The sequence below is a fragment of the Thiomonas islandica genome (assembly GCF_055383445.1).
Window position 1 is genome coordinate 2,259,870 of sequence record NZ_AP042391.1, and the last position, 19,735, is coordinate 2,279,604.

Here is a 19,735-nt window from a genome sequence, read left to right on the forward strand (position 1 = left end):
GACTTGCTGAATCAGGCGGCGAGAAAGTCTTGACTGATGCCCACACCCAGATCGTTGATGCGTTCCAGAAAATGGGTGAGATAGGCGTGCAGCCCGGTGGCCATGATGTCGTCGAGCCGGCCGAACTGCAGCTCGGCATTGAGCAGACCGGCGCGGCGCAGGGTTTCGCGCGACTGCGGGTTGGCCACGGCACGCAGGTGGGTGTTGACCGCCATCATGCAGGCCGCCAGTGACCGCGGCATGTCTGGCCGCAAGATGAGCAGCTCGGCCACGCGCTCGGGAGCGATGACGTCGCGGTACACCTTGCGATAGACCTCGAAGCCGGAGACCGAACGGAGCACGCCCGACCAGTGATAGAAGTCGTGCTCCTGCAGGCGGCCGTTTCCATTCACCGAGCCGTAAAAATCGGACTGCAGCGCGTGGAACTTCACATCGAGCAGCCGTGCGGTGTTGTCGGCGCGCTCCAGAAAGGTGCCGATGCGCAGGAAGTGATAGGCCTCGTCCTGCAGCATGGTGCCCGAGGTGACGCCGCGCGAAAGGTGTGAGCGGTATTTCACCCACTCGAAATACTGCGCCGGGTCCTGTCGGTGCAGGCCATGGGCCAGCATGCGCTGCGATTCGAGCCAGGTCTGGTTGACCGTCTCCCACACCTCGGTGGTGATGGCACCGCGCACCGCGCGGGCGTTTTCGCGTGCGGCGCGCAGGCAACTCTGGATGGACGAGGGGTTGCTGGTGTCGCACACCATGAAGTCGAGCACCTTGTTGGCATCAATCTCGCCATGCCGCTCGGTGTATGCGTCGGTCAGCTCGGAAATGCCCAGCAGCCCGCGCCAGCCCAGTTGCATGGCCTCGGCCCCCTGCGGCAGTAGGGCGGACTGCACATGCACATCGAGCATGCGAGCCGTGTTTTCGGCGCGTTCGGTGTAACGGGCCATCCAGAACAGGTGATCGGCGGTGCGGCTGAGCATGGGGCGTTTCCTTGAGCCGGAAAATGACGGAGCGCGGGCGGGTCTACTTCTCCAGCACCCAGGTGTCCTTGGTGCCGCCGCCCTGCGATGAGTTGACCACCAGCGATCCTTCGGCCAAGGCCACGCGGGTGAGCCCGCCGGGGACGATGGATACGGTCTTGCCCGACAGCACGAAAGGCCGCAGGTCGAGGTGGCGCGGGGCAATGCCCGACTCGACATAAGTCGGGCAGGTGGACAGCGCCAGCGTCGGCTGGGCGATGTAGTGGTGGGGATGGGCCTTGATTCTCTCGGCAAAGGCGGCGATTTCGGCCTGGGTGGATGCCGGGCCGACCAGCATGCCGTAGCCCCCGGCGCCGTGCACCTCCTTGACCACCAGTTCGGGCAGATGCTCCAGCACATACGCCAGACTCTCGGGCTCGCGGCACATGCGGGTGGGCACGTTGTTCAGCAGGGCTTTTTCGCCTAGATAAAACTCGATCATGCGCGGCACATAGGGGTAGATGGACTTGTCGTCGGCCACCCCGGTGCCGATGGCGTTGGCCAGATTTACGTTGCCTGCGCGGTAGGCGCGCATCAGCCCGGCGCAGCCGATGGCCGAATCGGCGCGGAACACCTGGGGATCGAGAAAATCGTCGTCGATGCGGCGGTAGATCACATCGACCTGCTGCGGGCCCTGTGTGGTGCGCATGTAGACGAAGTCATCCTTGACGAACAGGTCTTGGCCTTCGACCAGCTCCACGCCCATCTGCTGTGCGAGAAAGGCGTGCTCGAAGTAGGCCGAGTTGTACATGCCCGGGGTGAGCACGACCACCGTCGGATCGCTCACCCCCGGCGGCGCCACGGCGCGCAGCTTCTCCAGCAGCATGTCGGGGTAATGCGCCACAGGGGCGATGCCGTGCCGGGCGAACAGCTCGGGAAACAGCCGCATCATCATGCGGCGGTTTTCCAGCATGTAGCTCACCCCGGAGGGAACGCGCAGGTTGTCCTCGAGCACGTAGTACTCGCCTTCGCCTGCCGCGTTTTCCGCGCGCACGATGTCGATGCCGGCGATCTGCGCATACACATGGTGCGGCAGATCGATGCCCATCATCTCGGGGCGGAACTGCGCGTTGCCGACTACCTGCTCGGGCGGCACGATGCCCGCCTTGAGAATTTCCTGGTCGTGATAGATGTCGTGGATGAAGCGGTTGAGCGCGGTCACGCGTTGCTTCAGTCCGGCTTCGAGCTGTTTCCACTCGGCCGCGGGAATGATGCGCGGAATCAGGTCGAAGGGAATGAGGCGCTCGGTGCCCGCTTCGTCGCCATACACCGCGAAGGTGATGCCCACGCGGCGGAAGATCAGCTCGGCCTCCTCACGTTTGGCGCGCATGGTATCAGGCGGCTGCTGCGCCAGCCACTGCGCGTATTGCGCGTAGTGGGGCCGGACTCCGCCTTCGGCGGGGCTCATTTCATCGTAGAAGCGCATCGTCGTTTCTCGTTGGGGCACTCTGTGCGACCTGTTGCCATATAGCTGAATAAGCAAGATACAGGCCAGATGCCATCACCGTGAAATCCAAGAGGGGAGACGGTTCCACATCAAGGAGAATCCACCGGCCACTGGGGCTCACAGCGGAAGCGACAGCCCTGGACTGCGTCGGGTGCCTTGATTGGTGCCCAGAGAAACCGATCAACCTCGTCTGCTTTCCAGCCCCAGTTCAGTTCCCAAACGCGGAATTGAACCCGCGCCCGTCGCGTCGACCAAAAGCAAACCCAATTGCACCCAGTCGCGCCCGGCGTCCCTGAGGGGTAATGCAATTGCATTACCATTCAGGCGCCAACCCAAATCCGCAGGAGAGTGCCATGGCCGCGACCCTTGAAGTCGAATCCACCCTCACCGATCGCTACCAGACCACAGTGCCGGAAATCGTGCGTCGTGCCCTCAAGCTGGGCAAGCGCGACAAGATCCACTACACCATTCGCCCCAGCGGAGAGGTGGTGCTGACGCGCGTCGAAGCATCCGACGGTGACGACCCGTTGCTAGGTCAGTTCCTCGGCTTCCTGGCCACCGACATCGGTCGCCATCCCGAGCGGCTGCAATCCGTGGATGCTGGCCTCGTCCATCGGCTCCAGTCCTTGGTCGGAGGTGTCGAAGTCGATCTCGATGCAGCCCTTTCGGAAGACGATGAATGACTGCAGGGAAGCCCGAGCCCTTGGTCATTCACGGCTGGACGATCTTCGCCCATCCACTGTTCCTGGCGCAGATTGAGGCGTTGTCACGTCAGATCGAGATCCTGAAGCAGAAGGACCCGGTCGGATATGTGAAAAAGAACGCCAGCAAGCGACTGGGCGCGATCACCAAGCTGGCGTTCGATGTCATCCCCCAAGATCCGACGCGACCGGAGTACCGCCAGGGTGGGGCGCTCGGTGACGATCACAAGCACTGGTTTCGGGCCAAGTTCTTCCAACAGTACCGGCTGTTCTTCCGCTACCACGCCCAGGCCAAGGTGATCGTCTACGCCTGGGTCAACGACGAGGACACGAAGCGGGCCTACGACAGCGCCGACGACGCCTACTGGATGTTCCGCAAGATGCTGGAAAGCGGGCATCCGCCTGACCACTGGGATCTGATCCTCGCTGAAGCGCAGAAAGAATCGCCGCGGATGCAGGAATCATTGGCAAGGGCCAATGCATCCACGGGAGCTGCGTCAACGCAACACGTCAGGGAGTTTTGCAAGAGGCTCGACTGCAATGCTCGGTTAGCAGGTTCACGACCTTGACACGCTATGGCACGAGATTCTGCGGCTGAGACACCCCGAACCGAAAGCGGCTGGGGACACGCCGGTGCTATAGCGCACTCATGTTGCCCACACACGCGGCGCGCAGGGCGGCAGTGACCAGGCCAGCTGCCGCCACTGCGCCCAGACCGCGCGAAGCAGTGCGATGATGGGCTCGGTGCGCTGGCCCAGGACGCGCAGCACGATGACCTGCGGTTGCGGCGCGCTCACCCCGGCAAGCAGAGCAGCATGCGGTACCTGAGCTGCGAGCTGCCGCGCCGTGTCGAGCAAGGCGTCGCGCCGCGCGGGCGCAATCTGGCTGCCCGCGGCGAAGATCAGAGTACCTATTGCGCTGTGTCCATGCAGCCCGCTGCGGCCAATGCGCATCGCGCAGTCGTCTGCCACGATCACACCGCGCTCAAGCCAGACCCCCGGCAGCTCGATGTGCTGGGTGAACCGCCCAGAGAGGAACGCAGCGTCGGCCGTCGGCAGGCCCAGCGCGAGCACATCCCAGGCGATGAATTCGGCGCCAGGGGCGAGGTCGAAGCGAATGTGGCTTTCGCCGATACAACCGTCATAAGCCAGGGTCTCCAGCGGGAGCCACTCCAGACGCGCGTTCGCGGCAAGCTGTGCTCGTAGCATCTGTCGTGCTGGCTCTCCAGTGCTGCGGTAGAAGCGCCCCGCGCCGGGCGTGGTGACCAAGGCGTGCGCGCCCGCATCGAGTTCAGCGTGGACTTCCAGGTCGTCGCCACTCACCAACCCACCCGGGGGATGCACCAGCACCTGATGACACACGACTTGCTCCTCAGGATAAAGGCTTGCCAGCGCACGCAGACTACCCGTATGCCTGTGGCGCAGCACAGTACGTCCACACTCGAGCGTGAACCGAAGCTGCAGAAAGGAGGGCCAGGATGGCATGCGCGGTGCCTATTGGGTAAGGGGGTAAGGGAGCAGATGCCGCCCTGTGTGACGCGGGGCGGTTTTTATTGTTGGCGGGATGTCACCGACACCTTGTTTCAGCGCACGCGGTAATGCCACCAGGCCAGCATCCAGGCGACAAACATCAGCGCAGTCACTGCCAGGCCGAGGTTGGAAAAATCGAGGGAGTCCAACCAGGCCCCCAGGCCGCCGCGCAAACCGCCGTGCTCGCCCAGCAATTGCAGCCATTCCACACAGCCCACGGCCAGCGCCACCAACACCGACAGTCCGGTGATGATCAGGTTGAAGCCCAGCTTGCGTGCGGCGTCCTGCATCGCCCAGTCGTAGACCTTGAGCATGGCCAGGCCGTCCAGTGTGTCCATCAGGCTCATGCCGGCAGCGAACAGAAGCGGAAACACCAGCACATTCCACACCGCAAAACTGCTGTGCTGGGCGAAGGCGGCGGAGATGCCGAGCACCGCCACTTCGGTTGCCGTGTCGAAGCTCAAGCCGAACAAAAAACCCAGCGGCAGCATCTGCCAGCTGGCGCGGATACGGGCATAGATCGAGTGGAATAGACGACTCATGCCGCCGCGCTGCGCCAGCAGGGCTTCCACCGCTTCGGCGCTGATGGCGTCGCCCCGCCGATGCACCAGCAGCAGGCGTAGCAGCCGCCGAAAAATCACCAAATTCACCAAACCGATGAGGGTGAGAAACCCGGCAGAGACGAGGGTGCCAATCCAGCCGCCAGCCTCGCCCGCGTTGTGAATAATTGCCTGCGCATCGCGCGCCAGCCAGGCGATGACAATGGACAGTAGCAGGACCACGGCACTGTGCCCGAGCGAGAAGAACAAGCCCACCGCGACCGGCCGCTTGTCGTCCTGCCGCAGCTTGCGGGTGACGTTGTCGATCGCGGCGATGTGATCGGCGTCGAAGGCATGGCGCAGGCCGAGGAAGTAAGCGAGAGCCCCAATGCCTAGCAGCGCCGAGTGACCGGGCAAAAGCAGCAACAGCCATCCCCAGGCAACGAGGTGCAGGGCCAGCAAGGTCACGCCGGTGGCGGTCAGCGCGCGGCGGTCAAATCCGCCTGAAACGCCAACTGGCTCCCTCCCCACGTGTGGGGAGGGTTGGGGTGGGGAGCAGACGCTGTGCCGCGTCATTACACGGCCTGCAGTAAACCCTTGGTCTCGATGAAGCGCACCACGGCGTCCAACCCGTCCAGGGTTTTGAGGTTCGTCATGACATAAGGCCTGCCAGCGCGCATGCGCTCGGTGTCGGCACGCATCACATCGAGGTTGGCGCCCACATGCGGCGCGAGGTCGGTCTTGTTGATCACGAACAGATCGCTCTTGGTGATACCGGGGCCGCCTTTGCGCGGAATCTTCTCGCCGCCGGCGACGTCGATGACGTAGATGGTCAAGTCACTGAGTTCCGGGCTGAAGGTCGCGGCTAGGTTGTCGCCGCCCGATTCGATAAATACGATGTCGGCGTTTGGGAACTGCCTCAGCATGCGGTCCACCGCTTCGAGGTTGATCGATGCGTCTTCGCGGATCGCAGTGTGTGGGCAGCCGCCAGTCTCCACGCCCAGGATACGCTCGGGCTCCAGGGCCCCCGCGACGGTGAGCAAACGCTGGTCTTCTTTGGTGTAGATGTCGTTGGTCACCACCACCAAGTCGTAGCGCTGGCGCATGGCCTTGCACAACATTTCGAGCAGGGTGGTTTTGCCCGAACCCACCGGCCCGCCGATGCCCACGCGCAGAGGCGGCAGACGTTTGGTGCGATGAGCAATGTGGTGCAGCGGGCTGGAAGCGGCGGACGGAATCATGAACGGAACAGGCGGGAATATTGGGTCTCGTGACGACTGCTGAGAATGGCGAGCATTGGCGAAAAACTCTGCCAGTCGTCCATGCGATGCTGCAGGTTTCGTGCCTGCGCCACGGCGGCAGGAATGGCGGGGGTCAACGCGGCAAGCAGCCGTTGCCCACTGCTTTGGCCTAGCGGCACGGCGCGCAGCGCGGCTTGCACCTGATTCTCCAGCCAGGAAAAGGCCAGCGCCTGCGCCATCCGATCGGCGTCCAGCCCCAGGGCCAGCGCGCCCAGCGCAAAGGCAAGCGGCCAGACAGGGACCGGTTCAAGTTGGGTAGCAAGCGGTAACAAAGGATGGTCGGACTGCAGCTGGCGCAGCCACTCGAGCATCGAGCGGCCCATCTGCTGGGTTTGTTGGCGCAGCTCGAACGTCTCGCGGGTGGTCAGCACCCAGGTCTGGATGGTTTGCAGCGAGGTGATGTCGGCTGCAGCCCAGGCGGCATGCGCGGCGCAGGCTACAGGTAGTTCGCTGCGCGCCAGCGTGAGTTGCAGCTGACTGCGCAGCCAGTCGAGCGTCTGCGCTTCGTCGGTGACCAGCCCCGCGTCCACCGCGGCCTCCAGACCTTCGGAATAACTGAACCCGCCCACCGGCAGGGTGGGCGAGGCCAGCCACATCATCGCCAGTTGCGGCGCTGGCTTGCTGGGTGCTTCAGGCGACGTCATCGCGGCCGCCGGTTCAATGCGCGTGTCCATGTGCATGGTCGTGATGATGCGCATACCCATGCCCGCCGCCCTCACCATAGGCCCCGGCCTCGGGCTCGAAGGGCGCTTGCGTTTCGGTGACGATGAGGTGCATGCGCCGCAGCATGTTGGCCAGCACTGGGTCGGGCTCGAACTGCAGGCAGTCGGCCTGCACTTCGAGCTGCACATGGCGGTTGCCCAAGTGATACGCGGCGCGCAGCAGATCTGTTGCAGTGCCATGCTTTGGGCAGGCGCGCACCTGCAGCACGGTCTGCGGCGCGGCCTCCACGCGGATCATCGCGCCATCCTCGGCCACCAGCATGTCGCCACCGCGCAGTACCGTCCCACGCGGAAGGAACACGGCAAGGTCGCGGCCTGCGCTGTCATGCGCTTCAAAACGGCTTTTGCTGCGGGTGTCCCAATCGAGGCTGACCGTGGCTGCGCGTTGCACCAGCGCTGGAGCCAGGCCGCGCGCGGCGGGAAGGAGCTTGTTGACGATCAGCATGGTTGCGGTGGGGCCTCCATGTGGGAACGATAGCAGGCTCGGGGGTCAAGGCTTAATATAACAACCGTTATAACTTCATTGCCCAAGCGCCAGGAGGACAGCATGTCCGCCCTCAAACTCACCCAGATCGGCAATTCCGTTGGCGTCATTCTGCCCAAGGACCTCCTCGCCCGCCTGCGGCTGGAGAAGGGTGATACTCTGTTCGTCACCGAGGTGGCAAACGGCGCCATTTTGCTTTCTCCCTACAGTGCTGAGTTCGAATCGCAGATGGAAGCCGCACGCGCTGTCATGAAAAAGCGGCGCAACGTTTTGCATGAGCTGGCCAAATGACCCGCTGGGTCTGGCTCAATGCTGCCGTACTCAGGGCTGTGCATGAGGAGCAATTGGCCGAACATGGCGGCGCTTCGGGCATGCGTGACGAAGGGCTTTTCGAATCTGCCCTGATGCGACCGAAACATCTGGCCGCCTATGGCGAGCCCGACGCCGCAGCTCTGGCCGCCGCCTACGGCTGGGGACTGGCGCGCAATCATCCCTTTGTCGATGGCAACAAGCGCACCGCGTTTGTCTCGACCGAGTTGTTTCTGATGCTCAACGGCTTTGAACTCACCGCCAATGATGCACCGTGCGTCCTCATCATGCTGGACGTCGCGGCTGGCGACACAAGCGAGGATGCGTTCGCCGCGTGGATTCGGGCGCACGCGAGTCCGCGCTGACTGAATCGATCCATCCTTTGCTCCCGCGGAAAACGCGAACTACGTTGGCATCATCGTAGGGTCGCGAAAGATCAAAACAGAAAATAACGCTGTGCCATGGGCAGCACGGTCGCGGGCTCGCAGGTGAGTAGCTGGCCGTCGGCGCGCACCTCGTAGGTTTGCGCGTCCACCTGCATCTGCGGGGTGTAGGCGTTGTGCACCATGTCGGCTTTTTTCACGCTGCGGCAGCCGCGCACGGCGGCCAGCGGCTTGTGCAGGCCGAGACGTTTGCCGATGTCGGCCGCCAGCCCGACCTGCGACACGAAGGTCAGCGCGGTGGCAAGCCGCGCGCCGCCGAAGGCGCCGAACATCGGACGGGTGTGCACCGGCTGCGGGGTTGGAATGGAGGCGTTGGCGTCTCCCATCAGTGCGGCGGCGATGAAGCCGCCCTTGATGATGACACTGGGCTTGACACCGAACCATGCCGGGCGCCACAACACCAGGTCGGCCCATTTGCCGACCTCCACTGAGCCCACCTCGTGCGCGATGCCGTGCGCCAGCGCGGGGTTGATGGTGTATTTGGCGACGTAGCGTTTGGCGCGGAAGTTGTCGTTGCGGCTGTCGCACTGGGCGCCAGCGCTGCCGGCCGGAAGCGCCAGCCAGCCGCGCTGCGCCTTCATCTTGTGCGCGGTCTGCCAAGTACGCAGGATGACTTCACCCACGCGGCCCATGGCCTGGCTGTCGCTGGACATGATGCTGATGGCGCCCAGATCGTGCAGCACGTCCTCGGCGGCGATGGTCTGCGGGCGGATGCGGCTTTCGGCAAATGCGAGGTCTTCGGCGATGTTCGGATCGAGGTGGTGGCACACCATCAGCATGTCCAGATGTTCGTCGATGGTGTTGACGGTGAAAGGCCGGGTCGGGTTGGTTGAGGACGGCAGCACGTTGGGTTCGCCCAGCACCTTGAGGATGTCGGGTGCATGGCCGCCGCCGGCGCCCTCGGTGTGAAAGGTGTGGATGGTGCGGCCCTTGAACGCGGCAATGGTGTCCTCGACGAAGCCGCTTTCGTTGAGCGTGTCGGTATGGATCGCCACTTGCACATCGGTCTCTTCGGCCACGCTCAAGCAGCAGTCGATGGCCGCCGGCGTAGTGCCCCAGTCCTCGTGGAGTTTGAGGCCGATCGCGCCAGCCTCGATCTGCTCGCGCAGTGCCGCGGGCTGACTGGCGTTGCCCTTGCCGAGAAAGCCCAGGTTCATCGGGAAGGCATCGGCTGCCTGCAGCATGCGCGCAATGTTCTCCGGCCCTGGGGTGCAGGTGGTGGCATTGGTGCCGGTCGCAGGGCCGGTGCCGCCGCCGAGCATGGTGGTGATGCCGCTCATCAATGCCTCTTCGATCTGCTGCGGGCAGATGAAGTGAATGTGGCTGTCGATGCCGCCTGCGGTGAGGATCATGCCTTCGCCCGCGAGAATTTCCGTGCCCGGGCCGATGATGATGTCCACCCCCGGCTGCACGTCCGGGTTGCCCGCCTTGCCGATGGCGGCGATGCGTTGGCCTCGGATGCCCACGTCGGCCTTGACGATGCCCCAATGGTCGAGGATGAGGGCGTTTGTGATGACCAGATCCATCGCCCCTTCGGCGCGGTTGCGCTGGCTCTGGCCCATGCCGTCGCGGATGGTCTTGCCGCCGCCGAACTTCACCTCCTCGCCATAGCCCCCGGCGCGCAGGGTGTAGTCGTCTTCCACTTCGATGAGCAGGTCGGTGTCGGCCAGGCGCACGCGGTCGCCAGTGGTGGGGCCAAACATCTCGGCGTACGCGCAGCGAGAGATCACGGCCATCACAGCGCTCCCATCACGTCTTGCCGAAAGCCGATGACCACGCGGCTGCCCGCATAGGCCACCAGTTCCACCGTGCGCTGCTGCCCCGGCTCAAAGCGCACTGCGGTGCCGCTGGCGATGTTCAGCCGCATGCCGCGCGCAGCTGCGCGGTCAAAGCGCAGCGCCGGGTTGGTCTCGGCGAAGTGGTAGTGCGAGCCGACCTGGACAGGGCGGTCACCGGCGTTTTCCACCACCAGGGTAAGCGTTGCACGGCCGGGGTTGAGAGCGATGTCGCCGTCAAAGCAGAGGATTTCTCCGGGAATCATGGGCGGCTCCGTTTCAGACGATGGGCTGATGCACGGTGACGAGCTTGGTGCCATCCGGGAAGGTGGCTTCTACCTGAATATCGGGAATGAGCTCAGCCACGCCGTCCATTACCTCATCGCGGCTGAGCAGGGTGCGCCCATAACTCATCAGCTCGGCAACGGTACGCCCGTCACGCGCGCCTTCCATCACCGCAGCGGTGATGTAGGCGATGGCCTCGGGCACGTTGAGCTTGAGTCCGCGCGCCTTGCGACGCTCGGCCAGCAGCGCGGCGGTGAAGATCAGCAGCTTGTCTTTTTCGCGGGGGGTGAGATCCATGATGGAGTGGATTGAATAGAAAAGTCATGCGAGCTTAACGCGCGAACACCCGGTTTGCAGGCCGGATCTCCTGCAAAAAGCAGACCTGCCTTTCCTTCATGCGCTGGCGGCAAGCCGGATACGCCCCGGTTTGGTGCGCTTGCACCAAAAACCCGTCGATTGCGGTACGCCAAGCCTATGCATGCCCCCTGTTGGGGCGTGCTGTGCTGCGCACTCGCTCGCATTCTGACGTTCGCGCCAACTGTCATTGAACTGACCCTCTGCGCAAACGGTACGGACAAAGCCATGGCACGCGACTTGCTCAAGCCAGCGTGTCACACCGCACCGTAACTTTGGAGGAACCACCCCGATGGATCGTCGTACCGCACTCAAGACCGTTGGCGGCGCAGTTGCCGCAGCGGCGGCCAGCACGCTGCCTTTCCCCGCCATTGCTGCAAGCAAGAAGCCGATCAAGGTCGGCATCCTGCATTCGCTCTCGGGCACCATGGCCATATCCGAAACCGCGTTGAAAGACGTGGACCTGATGACCATTGCCGAGATCAATGCTGCCGGCGGTGTCGACGGCCATCCGATCGAGCCGGTCGTGGTTGATCCGGCGTCCAATTGGCCATTGTTCGCGGAGAAAGCGCGCCAGCTCATCAGCCAAGACAAGGTGGCCGCGATTTTCGGCTGCTGGACTTCAGTGTCGCGCAAGTCGGTGCTGCCCGTACTCGACGAGTTGAACGGCCTGCTGTTCTACCCAGTGCAGTTCGAGGGCCAGGAGCAGAACCCGCATGTGGTCTATACGGGTGCAGCGCCCAACCAGCAAGCCATACCCGCCACCGAATACCTGATGAGCAAGGACGGCGGCGGCGCCAAGCGCTTTTTCCTGCTGGGCACCGATTATGTGTATCCCCGCACGACCAACGCCATCCTGCGCGGCTTTCTGCACTCCAAGGGCGTGAAAGATGCCGACATCGCCGAGGTTTACACGCCGTTCGGCTTCAGCAACTATCAAAACATCGTGGCCGACATCAAGAAGTTTGCCTCAGCCGGCCCCACCTGCGTGATCTCCACGGTGAACGGCGACTCCAACGTGCCGTTCTACAAGGAGCTGGGCAACCAGGGCATCAAGGCCACCGACATTCCGGTGGTGGGATTTTCCATCGCCGAGCAGGAGATTGCGGGCATGGAGATCAAGCCGCTGGTGGGCCAGCTCACCGCGTGGAATTACTTCCAGAGTCTCAAGAACCCGCGCAACACCAAGTTCGTCAAGTCCTGGCAGGACTGGGTCAAAAAGGAAAAACTCAAAGACTATCCGGTCACCGACGACCCGATGGAGGCCTCCTACATTGGCATCCATCTTTGGAAGCAGGCGGTCGAGAAGGCCAAGTCCACCAAGACCGATGAAGTGCGCAAAGCGCTGATCGGGCAGAAATTTGCTGCACCCAGCGGGTTCACCGTCGAAGTGCTGGAGAACCAGTATCTGAGCAAACCGGTGTTCATCGGTCAGATCAACGACAAGGCCCAATTTGACGTGGTCTGGAAGTCCAAGGGCCTGGTGCCGGGCGAATCGTGGAGCCCATACATCCCGAAACCGAAGAACGCTTGAGCCCCGGGGACGAGACATCCCCCTCCCAACCTCTCCCGCGGCGTGGGAGAAGAGCGGTCACTTCCTCCCCACAGTGTGGGAAGGGTAGGGTGGGGGAGTCTTTGGATGCATCGAGCCGCCCTGTCACCGCTACCGACCATGACCACTCAGCCCTCACCGTGGCACCGCCCCGACGCATGGCTGCGCATGGCGCTCGTCCTGCTGCTGCTTGGCCTCCTGTTCGCCCTGATGCCGCGTGCCCATGCCCTTACCCCGCAGGAGGCGCTGGCCATTTCTAGCGGGGGTACCGACGCGCGCATCGCGGCGTTACACAAGGCCGCGACCAAGCCCGATCCTCAGCTCGCCAACTTTCTACACAAGCTGCTCGACGGCGAAGTGCAGATCGACGGCAGCATGGTGCTGGTGCAGCAGGGCGATGCTTGGATCGACCTGGCCACTGGAAAACCCGTCACGCCCAGCGATAACGCACAGGGCGTGGTCAACAACAACTACATGCGCAAAGAGCTGCTGTCCGCCCGCGCTGCGCTCGATCTGTTTTCGCCACAGCGCGCACAGCGGCTAAGGGCGGTGCAGCAACTGCAGGACGACCCGACTTCGGTCGATCGCACCCTGGTGGAGCAGGCGCTGAAAACCGAGAAGGATCCAGAGATCGTGCAGCGGCTGCAACTGCTGCACGCCGCCATTCTGCTCACCAGCGCCAACGCTGCCGAACGTTTGGCCGCAGCCAGGAAACTGGCGGCGAGCAACTACCCGGCAGTACGCGCACTGCTGCTGTCTCGGCTTGACAAGAAAGACGGCGCATTTGTGGAATCGTCCCCGCTGGTGCGCGCGCAGATCGAAAAAAGCCTTGCGGAGATCGACAGCCGTCTGGCCTGGGGCGAGCGGCTGGGGACGCTGTTTTCTGGCATCAGCCTGGGCAGCATCCTGCTGCTGGCGGCGTTGGGCCTGGCCGTGACCTACGGACTGATGGGCGTGATCAACATGGCGCAAGGCGAGTTCATCATGATCGGCGCCTATGCCACGTATGTGATGCAGGGCCTGTTTCAGCACTACCTGCCAGGCTATGTGCATTACGCGTTGATTGCGGCGGTGCCATTTTCTTTCATCGTCTCCGGGGGCATCGGCATGCTCATCGAGCGCACCATCATCCGGCGACTCTACGGTCGGCCGCTGGAAACCCTTCTGGCCACCTGGGGCATCAGTCTGGTGCTGATCCAGGCGGTGCGCAGTCTGTTCGGGCCGCAGAACGTGCAGGTGGACAACCCGCCGTGGATGTCGGGCGGCTTTAATCTCATGGCCAATCTCATCCTGCCCTACAACCGCATGGTCATCATCGCCTTCACCGTGGTAGTCCTGCTGGGCATGTGGCTGCTGATTTCCCGCACGCGCCTAGGCCTGTTCGTGCGCGCCGTCACGCAGAACCGGCCCATGGCCTCCTGTATGGGCGTGCGCGTTACGCGGGTAGACATGCTGGCTTTCGGCCTGGGCACGGGCATCGCGGGGCTGGCTGGCTGCGCGCTCAGCCAGATCGGCAACGTCAGCCCGGAGATGGGAACGAACTACATCGTCGACTGTTTCATGGTCGTGGTGCTGGGGGGCGTAGGTCAGCTCACTGGCACAGTCGCGGCGGCGATGGGCCTGGGTGTGGCCAACACGCTGCTCGAAGGTGTGGCCGGCGCGGTGCTGGCGAAAATCGCGGTGCTGGTTGCCATCATCCTGTTCATTCAAAAGCGTCCGCAGGGCATGTTCAGCCTCAAGGGACGCAGCGCGGAAAGCTGAACATCCATGGCTGTCAACGTCGACGAATCGAGCACGTCATTGCCCGTCACGCGGGTACGGCTTCAGTCGACCACGGCCTTCCTGCCGCTGTGGGGCTGGGCCATGCTGATTGGCTTTCTGCTGGTATCTGCAGTGCTGGTGCCTCTGCTGGCACTGGCCTTGCCGCAGGGCAGTAGCCTGCATCTGTCGCAATACTGGGTTGGGCTAGCAGGCAAGATTCTCTGCTACGCCATGGTGGCGCTGGCAATGGATCTGGTCTGGGGCTATGCCGGCATCCTGTCGCTGGGTCATGGACTGTTCTTTGCGCTGGGCGGCTATGCCATGGGCATGTACCTCAACCGGGCAATGAACGCGGCCAGTGGCAACCTGCCTGACTTTATGCAGTTCATGCAATGGACGCACTTCCCGTGGTACTGGATAGGCACTGAGCACTTTGCCTGGGCGCTGTTCCTGGCAGTGGCTGCACCGGGCCTGCTGGCCTTTGTGTTTGGCTTTTTTGCCTTTCGCTCGCGCATCAAGGGGGTGTATTTTTCCATCATGACCCAGGCGCTCACTTACGCGGCCATGCTGCTGTTCTTCCGCAATGAGACTGGCTTTGGCGGCAATAACGGGCTGACCGATTTCAAGGTGCTGCTGGGCTTTCCCATGGGCACAGCGGGAATGACGGTGTCGCTGTTCGTCGCCAGTAGCCTCACGCTGGTCGGCATGTTCTTGTTCTCGCGTTGGCTGGCACGTAGCAAGTTCGGTCGCGTACTCACCGCCGTGCGCGATGCCGAGAGCCGGGTCATGTTCTGCGGCTACAACCCAATGTGGTTCAAGCTCGGAGTGTGGACGGTTTCGGCGATGATGTGTGGCATCGCCGGCGCGTTGTATGTGCCGCAGGTGGGCATCATCAACCCAAGCGAAATGTCCCCGGCGCATTCGATCGAAATCGCCATCTGGACAGCGATTGGCGGGCGGGGCACTTTGATCGGCCCCATCGTCGGCGCGGTGCTGGTGAACGGTGTCAAGAGCTGGCTGACCGTATCGTTGCCGCAGCTCTGGCTGTACGTGCTGGGTGGGCTCTTCATCGCAGTCACGCTGTATGCGCCCTACGGCATTGTCGGTCTGGTCAAACAGTGGGGCGCGCGCCGTGGCTAACCTCGACTGGCGGGACATTGTGTTCCAGCAGCCTCAGCCCGAACTCGGCGGCGATGCCATCGCCGGATACGGCCATGTGCGCAAGTCCGGCGTGGACTTGAGTCACGGCGTGGCGCTCTACCTCGACGACATCAGCGTGAGCTTCGACGGTTTTCGCGCACTCAACAAGCTGTCGTTGACCATCGACACTGGCGAGCTGCGCTGCATCATCGGCCCCAACGGGGCAGGAAAGACCACGATGATGGACGTGATTACTGGCAAGACCCGCCCTGATACCGGCACCGCCTTCTTTGGCCAGACCATCGACCTGCTCAAATTACGCGAGGCTGAAATCGTTGCTGCTGGCATCGGCCGCAAGTTCCAGAAACCTACCGTGTTCGAAGACTTGAGCGTGCAGGACAACCTGGAACTGGCGCTCAAGACGGACAAACGCGCGCGCGCGACCCTTTTCTTTCGCCTGAGCGCCGAACAGCGCGAGCGCGTCGAACGCGTGCTCGAGCAGGTCGATCTGCATGATCAGGCGGCGCGCCGCGCTGGCGATTTATCGCACGGGCAGAAACAGTGGTTGGAAATCGGCATGCTGCTGATGATGGAGCCGCAGCTGCTTCTGCTCGACGAACCCGTGGCCGGCATGACTGATTTCGAGACCGATCGGACCGCCGAACTGTTGCTGTCTCTTGCCGGCAAACACACCCTGATGGTGGTGGAGCACGACATGGAATTCGTGCGCAAGATCGCGGGCAAGGTCACGGTGCTGCACGAAGGCCGCGTTCTCGCTGAGGGCAGCCTGGAGCAGGTGCAGGCTGACGAGCGCGTGGTCGAGGTTTATCTTGGGCGCTGAGCCCACGCCCTCCGCAAATGCAACCCTACACCATGCTCCAGATTGACAGCATCGAGCAGTATTACGGCGGCAGCCACATCCTGCGCAACATCAGCCTCAGCCTGCAAAAAGGCCAGGTGCTTGCCCTGCTGGGCCGCAACGGCGTAGGCAAGACCACGCTGCTCAAGTCGATCATGGGACTGGTGCCCATCAGAAGCGGCAGCATCACTCTCGATGGCAAGCGCATCGACACCCTGCGCCCGGACGCCCGCGCCCGGCTAGGCATCGGTTACGTGCCGCAGGGCCGCGAAATCTTCCCGCGCCTCACCGTCGAGGAAAACCTGCTCATGGGCTTGGCCTACCGCCCTGGCTCGGCTGGCGTGCCGCAGGAACTGTTCGACCTGTTCCCTATACTCAAACAGATGCTGCGCCGCCGCGGAGGCGATCTCTCCGGCGGGCAGCAACAACAGCTCGCCATCGCCCGCGCGCTGGCCGCAGGCCCCAAGCTGCTCATCCTTGATGAGCCGACCGAAGGCATCCAGCCTTCGATCATCAAGGATATCGAGCGCGTCATCCGCATGCTCGCCCAGCGCGGCGACATGGCTATTTTGCTCGTCGAGCAGTACTACGACTTCGCCAAATCCCTGGCCGACACCTATTGCGTGATGTCGCGGGGGGAGGTGGTCAAGACCGGCAACGGCGCCGACATGGACGCCGACGGCGTGCGCCAACTGATTGCCGTTTAGCTGCCAATGGGCTTGTCCTGAGCTGCCACAGCCTTCCTGTTTTGCAGGATTTGCATTGCACCATGTGCCCTGCAGGCCTTATGCTCGCTGCTGCCTCGACGCGTTCACACCTGCCCAACATGACTCAAGTCCTTGTATTGCTCGCCCATGGTTCGCGCCACGCGGAGTGGGCACGTCCATTCGAGGCAGTGCGAGACAGCGTGCAGACGACTTGCCCCGATCTGCGCGTGCGATTGGCGTTTTTGGAGTTCATGCGTCCAGCGCTGCGCGAGGCGCTGGAGGACGCTGGGCAGGATGGCTTCACGCATGCGCGCATCGCTCCGCTGTTCCTCGGTGCCGGGGGGCATTTGCTGCGCGATATTCCGGCAGCCGTGCAAGAGGTTCAGCAACGCCATCCTGCGCTGAAGATCGAGATCGCACCGCCTGCGGGGGGCGAGACGGAAGTCCTTGCCGCGCTGTCGGCCTATGCCGTGCGGTGTGCGGCCGTCACCTGAAGAGTCCGTGGCATAGTCAGCCCGTCACCGTGCGGGCAGGGCATGGAATTTGCTCGATGCCTGCCATGTCACGCCCGTCGATCTCACAACGCGCTCTGACAGTTGCCGTCATCTCCCCCGATCCCGCGCTGGCGATGGAGGAGGGTGGTGGAGGCCATGAACGTCAGATGCAGCGTTGCGCCCTGCTGGAGCAGTCTCTGCGGGATGCAGGGTACGCTGTGGTCGCCGTGTTGCCGGCTGCGCCCGATCTGGATGAGCGCATCGCCACACTCAAGCCGGATCTGGTAATTGTGGATGCCGAGTCTGGCGTGCGCGACTTGCTGGAGCATGTGGTGCTAGCCTCGCGCGACACGCCGCGGCCCATTGTGCTGTTCACCGATGATGACGACACAGAAACCGCGCAGCTCGCCATCACCGCCGGAGTGACGGCCTACATCGTCGATGGCCTGAAGCCCAGCCGCGTCAAGCCAGTCATCGAGGTGGCGCTGGCACGGTTCGATCGCGAGCAGAGCCTGCGCGCGGAACTCGATGCGGCACGCATGCAACTGGCCGAACGCAAGCTGGTGGAGCGTGCCAAGGGCATCGTGATGCAGCGCCAGAATTGCACGGAAGAAGAAGCCTTCCGCCGCATGCGCAAGCTCGCGATGGACAAAGGCTTGAAGCTCTCCGAAGTGGCTCAACGCATTCTCGATACCGTCGGACTGATCTGAGCCCGTCTCGCCCGAATCGGGTGCGCTGCCGCACCATGTTGGCGCAGCCGCATCGTCACTTGCACCAATGGCAGTGGGGTCAGACCGCTTACTGCCGAGGGTTTTCCTCTGCACGGACTGGATGCGCACGCTGGCACGCTGTTTGCATTTGACTGTGCGTAGACCAACGGCGGTCTATGTTGGACCCGCTGACCGGAAGTCCCCCCGTTCAGGACGGCAATGATGCCTTCGCGTGCTTCGCCTCGTGTGAAGCACCCGGAGGTTTTTTTTCGCCCGCAATTTTCAGGATCTGCCATGCACAACCGACAAAACGCCACACCCTCGGCCCCCTCTTCGAGCAACGATCCGGCACAGCCCTTGCGCCGCACCCTCATCAAGTCAGGCGCCGCCGTGGCTGTTGCCGGCATTTTTCCCAGTCTGCAGCCCGCAGCACGCGCCGCAACCCTGGGAAAGCCTGAAATGGAAGAGGTCAAGATTGGATTCATCCCCCTCACCGACTGCGCGCCCATCGTCATGGCTGCGGTGTTGGGGTTCGACAAGAAGTATGGCGTCAAGATCATCCCGAGCAAGCAAGCCTCGTGGGCTGCCGTGCGAGACAACCTGCTCACCGGCGGTATTCAGATGGCACATGTGCTCTACGGTCTGCCGTATGGCGTGCAGCTCGGCATCGGCGGACCGAAGAAGGACATGGCCATCCTCATGGGCCTGAACCGCAACGGGCAGGCCATCACCCTGGCCGATGCATTGGCAAAGGAGGGCATCACCACCGGTCCGACGCTGGCCAAAGCGATAGCCGAAAAAAAGCGCACCTACACCTTTGCCCAGACCTTCCCCACCAGTACGCACGCGATGTGGCTGTATTACTGGCTGGCCACCTACGGCATCAACCCGATGAAAGACGACAAGGTGATCACCGTGCCACCACCGCAGATGGTGGCCAATATGCGCGTAGGCAGCATGGACGGCTACTGCGTGGGGGAGCCGTGGAACGCGGTGGCGATTGCACAGAAGATCGGCTTTACCGCTGTCACCTCGCAGGAGATCTGGGCCGATCATCCCGAAAAGGCGCTCGGCACTACCGCCGAGTTTGTCGACAAGTATCCCAACACCACGCGGGCGGTGATGGCGGCGGTGCTCGAAGCTTGCCAGTGGATCGACGCCTCGCTGGCGAACAAGACCAAGATGGCCAACACCATCGCCGCGCCGGGCTATGTGAACACTTCGGTGGAAACCATCCTGCCGCGTATTTTGGGCCGCTACATCAACGGCCTGGGCAAGAGCTGGGACGACAAGCACCCGATGACCTTCTATGAGGATGGTCAGGTCAACTTCCCGTGGCTATCCGATGGCATGTGGTTCCTCACTCAGTTCCGCCGCTGGGGCCTGATCAAGACCGATCCCGACTATCTCGCCGTGGCCAAGGCGGTGAACCGTGTCGAGCTGTACAAGGAAGTGGCTACAGCACTGAAGGTGCCGGTGCCCTCCAGCACCCTGCGCACGTCCAGGTTGATCGATGGCGTGACCTGGGACGGTAAGGACCCAAAGGCCTACGCGCACAGTTTCAAGGTTAACGACCTCGCCGCTTGATGTTGCCTGCACGATGAACCAGGAGTCCA

At 63.0% G+C, this 19,735-nt stretch carries 22 protein-coding genes; 12 read left to right on the forward strand and 10 right to left on the reverse strand.

Features of this window, described 5'->3' with window-relative positions; all coding sequences use genetic code 11:
* Positions 1-11 precede the first annotated feature (11 nt).
* Both ACZ47F_RS11075 and ACZ47F_RS11080 read right to left on the reverse strand, forming a co-directional pair.
* Complete coding sequence (locus ACZ47F_RS11075) at positions 12-968, reverse strand: alpha-E domain-containing protein (protein ID WP_464924769.1); 957 nt, start codon at positions 966-968, stop codon at positions 12-14.
* Positions 969-1,011: 43 nt separating this feature from the next.
* Positions 1,012-2,433: a circularly permuted type 2 ATP-grasp protein gene (locus ACZ47F_RS11080; RefSeq protein ID WP_464924770.1), complete on the reverse strand. Its 1,422-nt coding sequence runs from the start codon at positions 2,431-2,433 to the stop codon at positions 1,012-1,014.
* 374 nt (positions 2,434-2,807) lie between these two features.
* On the opposite strand from ACZ47F_RS11080, the gene ACZ47F_RS11085 reads away from it, so the two are divergent.
* Together ACZ47F_RS11085 and ACZ47F_RS11090 are read left to right on the forward strand one after the other, a co-directional pair.
* A complete protein-coding gene (locus tag ACZ47F_RS11085) occupies positions 2,808-3,137 on the forward strand; it encodes a type II toxin-antitoxin system PrlF family antitoxin (protein WP_464924771.1) in 330 nt (109 codons plus the stop codon).
* Positions 3,134-3,724, forward strand: a complete 591-nt coding sequence (locus ACZ47F_RS11090; protein WP_464924772.1) for a type II toxin-antitoxin system YhaV family toxin — start codon at positions 3,134-3,136, stop codon at positions 3,722-3,724. The genes ACZ47F_RS11085 and ACZ47F_RS11090 overlap by 4 nt, the downstream gene beginning before the upstream one ends.
* Positions 3,725-3,802: 78 nt before the next feature.
* Here the strand turns inward: ACZ47F_RS11090 and ACZ47F_RS11095 are convergent, their stop codons facing one another.
* From ACZ47F_RS11095 to ureE, 5 genes are all read right to left on the reverse strand, one after another.
* The gene (locus ACZ47F_RS11095) at positions 3,803-4,639 is read right to left on the reverse strand and encodes an urease accessory protein UreD (protein ID WP_464924773.1); all 837 of its coding nucleotides are present in this window, start codon (positions 4,637-4,639) and stop codon (positions 3,803-3,805) included.
* Positions 4,640-4,737: 98 nt separating this feature from the next.
* The gene (locus ACZ47F_RS11100) at positions 4,738-5,691 is read right to left on the reverse strand and encodes a HoxN/HupN/NixA family nickel/cobalt transporter (protein ID WP_464924774.1); all 954 of its coding nucleotides are present in this window, start codon (positions 5,689-5,691) and stop codon (positions 4,738-4,740) included.
* Between the two features lie 107 nt (positions 5,692-5,798).
* Entirely contained in the window at positions 5,799-6,464 is a 666-nt protein-coding gene (gene ureG / locus ACZ47F_RS11105) for an urease accessory protein UreG (protein ID WP_464924775.1), read from the reverse strand.
* Positions 6,461-7,198 (reverse strand): urease accessory protein UreF, encoded by a 738-nt coding sequence (locus tag ACZ47F_RS11110; RefSeq protein ID WP_464924776.1) that lies wholly within the window; start codon positions 7,196-7,198, stop codon positions 6,461-6,463. Before ACZ47F_RS11110 ends, ureG begins: the two co-directional genes overlap by 4 nt.
* On the reverse strand, positions 7,182-7,691 hold the full coding sequence (gene ureE, locus ACZ47F_RS11115) for an urease accessory protein UreE (RefSeq protein ID WP_464924777.1): 510 nt from the start codon (positions 7,689-7,691) through the stop codon (positions 7,182-7,184). The genes ACZ47F_RS11110 and ureE overlap by 17 nt, the downstream gene beginning before the upstream one ends.
* A gap of 102 nt (positions 7,692-7,793) precedes the next feature.
* Between ureE and ACZ47F_RS11120 the strand changes: the two genes are divergently transcribed.
* Positions 7,794-8,021 (forward strand): AbrB/MazE/SpoVT family DNA-binding domain-containing protein, encoded by a 228-nt coding sequence (locus ACZ47F_RS11120; protein WP_464924778.1) that lies wholly within the window; start codon positions 7,794-7,796, stop codon positions 8,019-8,021.
* Positions 8,018-8,404: a type II toxin-antitoxin system death-on-curing family toxin gene (locus ACZ47F_RS11125; protein ID WP_464924779.1), complete on the forward strand. Its 387-nt coding sequence runs from the start codon at positions 8,018-8,020 to the stop codon at positions 8,402-8,404. The genes ACZ47F_RS11120 and ACZ47F_RS11125 overlap by 4 nt, the downstream gene beginning before the upstream one ends.
* Positions 8,405-8,475: 71 nt before the next feature.
* Here ACZ47F_RS11125 and ureC read toward each other — a convergent pair whose 3' ends face one another.
* Genes ureC through ureA form a run of 3 tightly spaced genes read right to left on the reverse strand, consistent with a single transcriptional unit; the run spans position 8,476 to position 10,839 of the window.
* Positions 8,476-10,218: an urease subunit alpha gene (gene ureC, locus ACZ47F_RS11130; RefSeq protein WP_464924780.1), complete on the reverse strand. Its 1,743-nt coding sequence runs from the start codon at positions 10,216-10,218 to the stop codon at positions 8,476-8,478.
* Positions 10,218-10,523 carry an urease subunit beta gene (locus ACZ47F_RS11135; RefSeq protein ID WP_464924781.1) on the reverse strand — a complete coding sequence of 102 codons (306 nt, stop codon included), beginning with the start codon at positions 10,521-10,523 and terminating at the stop codon, positions 10,218-10,220. The genes ureC and ACZ47F_RS11135 overlap by 1 nt, the downstream gene beginning before the upstream one ends.
* Positions 10,524-10,536: 13 nt before the next feature.
* Positions 10,537-10,839 (reverse strand): urease subunit gamma, encoded by a 303-nt coding sequence (ureA, locus tag ACZ47F_RS11140; RefSeq protein WP_464924782.1) that lies wholly within the window; start codon positions 10,837-10,839, stop codon positions 10,537-10,539.
* A 349-nt stretch (positions 10,840-11,188) separates the two neighbouring features.
* Here ureA and urtA point away from each other — a divergent pair, with 349 nt between their 5' ends.
* From urtA to ACZ47F_RS11180, 8 genes are all read left to right on the forward strand, one after another.
* Positions 11,189-12,430: an urea ABC transporter substrate-binding protein gene (urtA, locus tag ACZ47F_RS11145; RefSeq protein WP_464924783.1), complete on the forward strand. Its 1,242-nt coding sequence runs from the start codon at positions 11,189-11,191 to the stop codon at positions 12,428-12,430.
* A gap of 138 nt (positions 12,431-12,568) precedes the next feature.
* The gene (urtB, locus tag ACZ47F_RS11150) at positions 12,569-14,209 is read left to right on the forward strand and encodes an urea ABC transporter permease subunit UrtB (RefSeq protein WP_464924784.1); all 1,641 of its coding nucleotides are present in this window, start codon (positions 12,569-12,571) and stop codon (positions 14,207-14,209) included.
* Between the two features lie 6 nt (positions 14,210-14,215).
* Complete coding sequence (gene urtC / locus ACZ47F_RS11155) at positions 14,216-15,349, forward strand: urea ABC transporter permease subunit UrtC (protein ID WP_464924785.1); 1,134 nt, start codon at positions 14,216-14,218, stop codon at positions 15,347-15,349.
* Positions 15,294-16,190 (forward strand): urea ABC transporter ATP-binding protein UrtD, encoded by an 897-nt coding sequence (urtD, locus tag ACZ47F_RS11160; RefSeq protein ID WP_464924786.1) that lies wholly within the window; start codon positions 15,294-15,296, stop codon positions 16,188-16,190. The genes urtC and urtD overlap by 56 nt, the downstream gene beginning before the upstream one ends.
* A 32-nt stretch (positions 16,191-16,222) precedes the next feature.
* Positions 16,223-16,915, forward strand: coding sequence for an urea ABC transporter ATP-binding subunit UrtE (gene urtE, locus ACZ47F_RS11165; RefSeq protein WP_464924787.1), 693 nt, complete (start codon positions 16,223-16,225; stop codon positions 16,913-16,915).
* Between the two features lie 119 nt (positions 16,916-17,034).
* Positions 17,035-17,409, forward strand: coding sequence for a sirohydrochlorin chelatase (locus tag ACZ47F_RS11170; protein ID WP_464924788.1), 375 nt, complete (start codon positions 17,035-17,037; stop codon positions 17,407-17,409).
* 65 nt (positions 17,410-17,474) lie between these two features.
* Entirely contained in the window at positions 17,475-18,119 is a 645-nt protein-coding gene (locus ACZ47F_RS11175) for an ANTAR domain-containing response regulator (RefSeq protein ID WP_464926627.1), read from the forward strand.
* 294 nt (positions 18,120-18,413) lie between these two features.
* Positions 18,414-19,706 (forward strand): CmpA/NrtA family ABC transporter substrate-binding protein, encoded by a 1,293-nt coding sequence (locus ACZ47F_RS11180; protein ID WP_464924789.1) that lies wholly within the window; start codon positions 18,414-18,416, stop codon positions 19,704-19,706.
* The last annotated feature ends 29 nt before the right edge of the window (positions 19,707-19,735 follow it).

Bases quoted from the DNA above. Each gene is read 5' to 3' on its own strand.
- ACZ47F_RS11135 (WP_464924781.1), bottom strand. From the start codon at position 10,523: ATGATTCCCGGAGAAATCCTCTGCTTTGACGGCGACATCGCTCTCAAC.
- ACZ47F_RS11175 (WP_464926627.1), top strand. From the start codon at position 17,475: ATGTCACGCCCGTCGATCTCACAACGCGCTCTGACAGTTGCCGTCATC.
- urtD (WP_464924786.1), top strand. From the start codon at position 15,294: ATGCGCCCTACGGCATTGTCGGTCTGGTCAAACAGTGGGGCGCGCGCC.
- ACZ47F_RS11085 (WP_464924771.1), top strand. From the start codon at position 2,808: ATGGCCGCGACCCTTGAAGTCGAATCCACCCTCACCGATCGCTACCAG.
- urtB (WP_464924784.1), top strand. From the start codon at position 12,569: ATGACCACTCAGCCCTCACCGTGGCACCGCCCCGACGCATGGCTGCGC.
- ACZ47F_RS11075 (WP_464924769.1), bottom strand. From the start codon at position 968: ATGCTCAGCCGCACCGCCGATCACCTGTTCTGGATGGCCCGTTACACC.
- ureG (WP_464924775.1), bottom strand. From the start codon at position 6,464: ATGATTCCGTCCGCCGCTTCCAGCCCGCTGCACCACATTGCTCATCGC.
- ACZ47F_RS11080 (WP_464924770.1), bottom strand. From the start codon at position 2,433: ATGCGCTTCTACGATGAAATGAGCCCCGCCGAAGGCGGAGTCCGGCCC.
- urtA (WP_464924783.1), top strand. From the start codon at position 11,189: ATGGATCGTCGTACCGCACTCAAGACCGTTGGCGGCGCAGTTGCCGCA.
- ACZ47F_RS11110 (WP_464924776.1), bottom strand. From the start codon at position 7,198: ATGGACACGCGCATTGAACCGGCGGCCGCGATGACGTCGCCTGAAGCA.
- ACZ47F_RS11125 (WP_464924779.1), top strand. From the start codon at position 8,018: ATGACCCGCTGGGTCTGGCTCAATGCTGCCGTACTCAGGGCTGTGCAT.
- ureE (WP_464924777.1), bottom strand. From the start codon at position 7,691: ATGCTGATCGTCAACAAGCTCCTTCCCGCCGCGCGCGGCCTGGCTCCA.
- ureA (WP_464924782.1), bottom strand. From the start codon at position 10,839: ATGGATCTCACCCCCCGCGAAAAAGACAAGCTGCTGATCTTCACCGCC.
- ACZ47F_RS11095 (WP_464924773.1), bottom strand. From the start codon at position 4,639: ATGCCATCCTGGCCCTCCTTTCTGCAGCTTCGGTTCACGCTCGAGTGT.
- urtC (WP_464924785.1), top strand. From the start codon at position 14,216: ATGGCTGTCAACGTCGACGAATCGAGCACGTCATTGCCCGTCACGCGG.
- ACZ47F_RS11180 (WP_464924789.1), top strand. From the start codon at position 18,414: ATGCACAACCGACAAAACGCCACACCCTCGGCCCCCTCTTCGAGCAAC.
- ACZ47F_RS11090 (WP_464924772.1), top strand. From the start codon at position 3,134: ATGACTGCAGGGAAGCCCGAGCCCTTGGTCATTCACGGCTGGACGATC.
- ACZ47F_RS11120 (WP_464924778.1), top strand. From the start codon at position 7,794: ATGTCCGCCCTCAAACTCACCCAGATCGGCAATTCCGTTGGCGTCATT.
- ACZ47F_RS11170 (WP_464924788.1), top strand. From the start codon at position 17,035: ATGACTCAAGTCCTTGTATTGCTCGCCCATGGTTCGCGCCACGCGGAG.
- urtE (WP_464924787.1), top strand. From the start codon at position 16,223: ATGCTCCAGATTGACAGCATCGAGCAGTATTACGGCGGCAGCCACATC.
- ureC (WP_464924780.1), bottom strand. From the start codon at position 10,218: ATGGCCGTGATCTCTCGCTGCGCGTACGCCGAGATGTTTGGCCCCACC.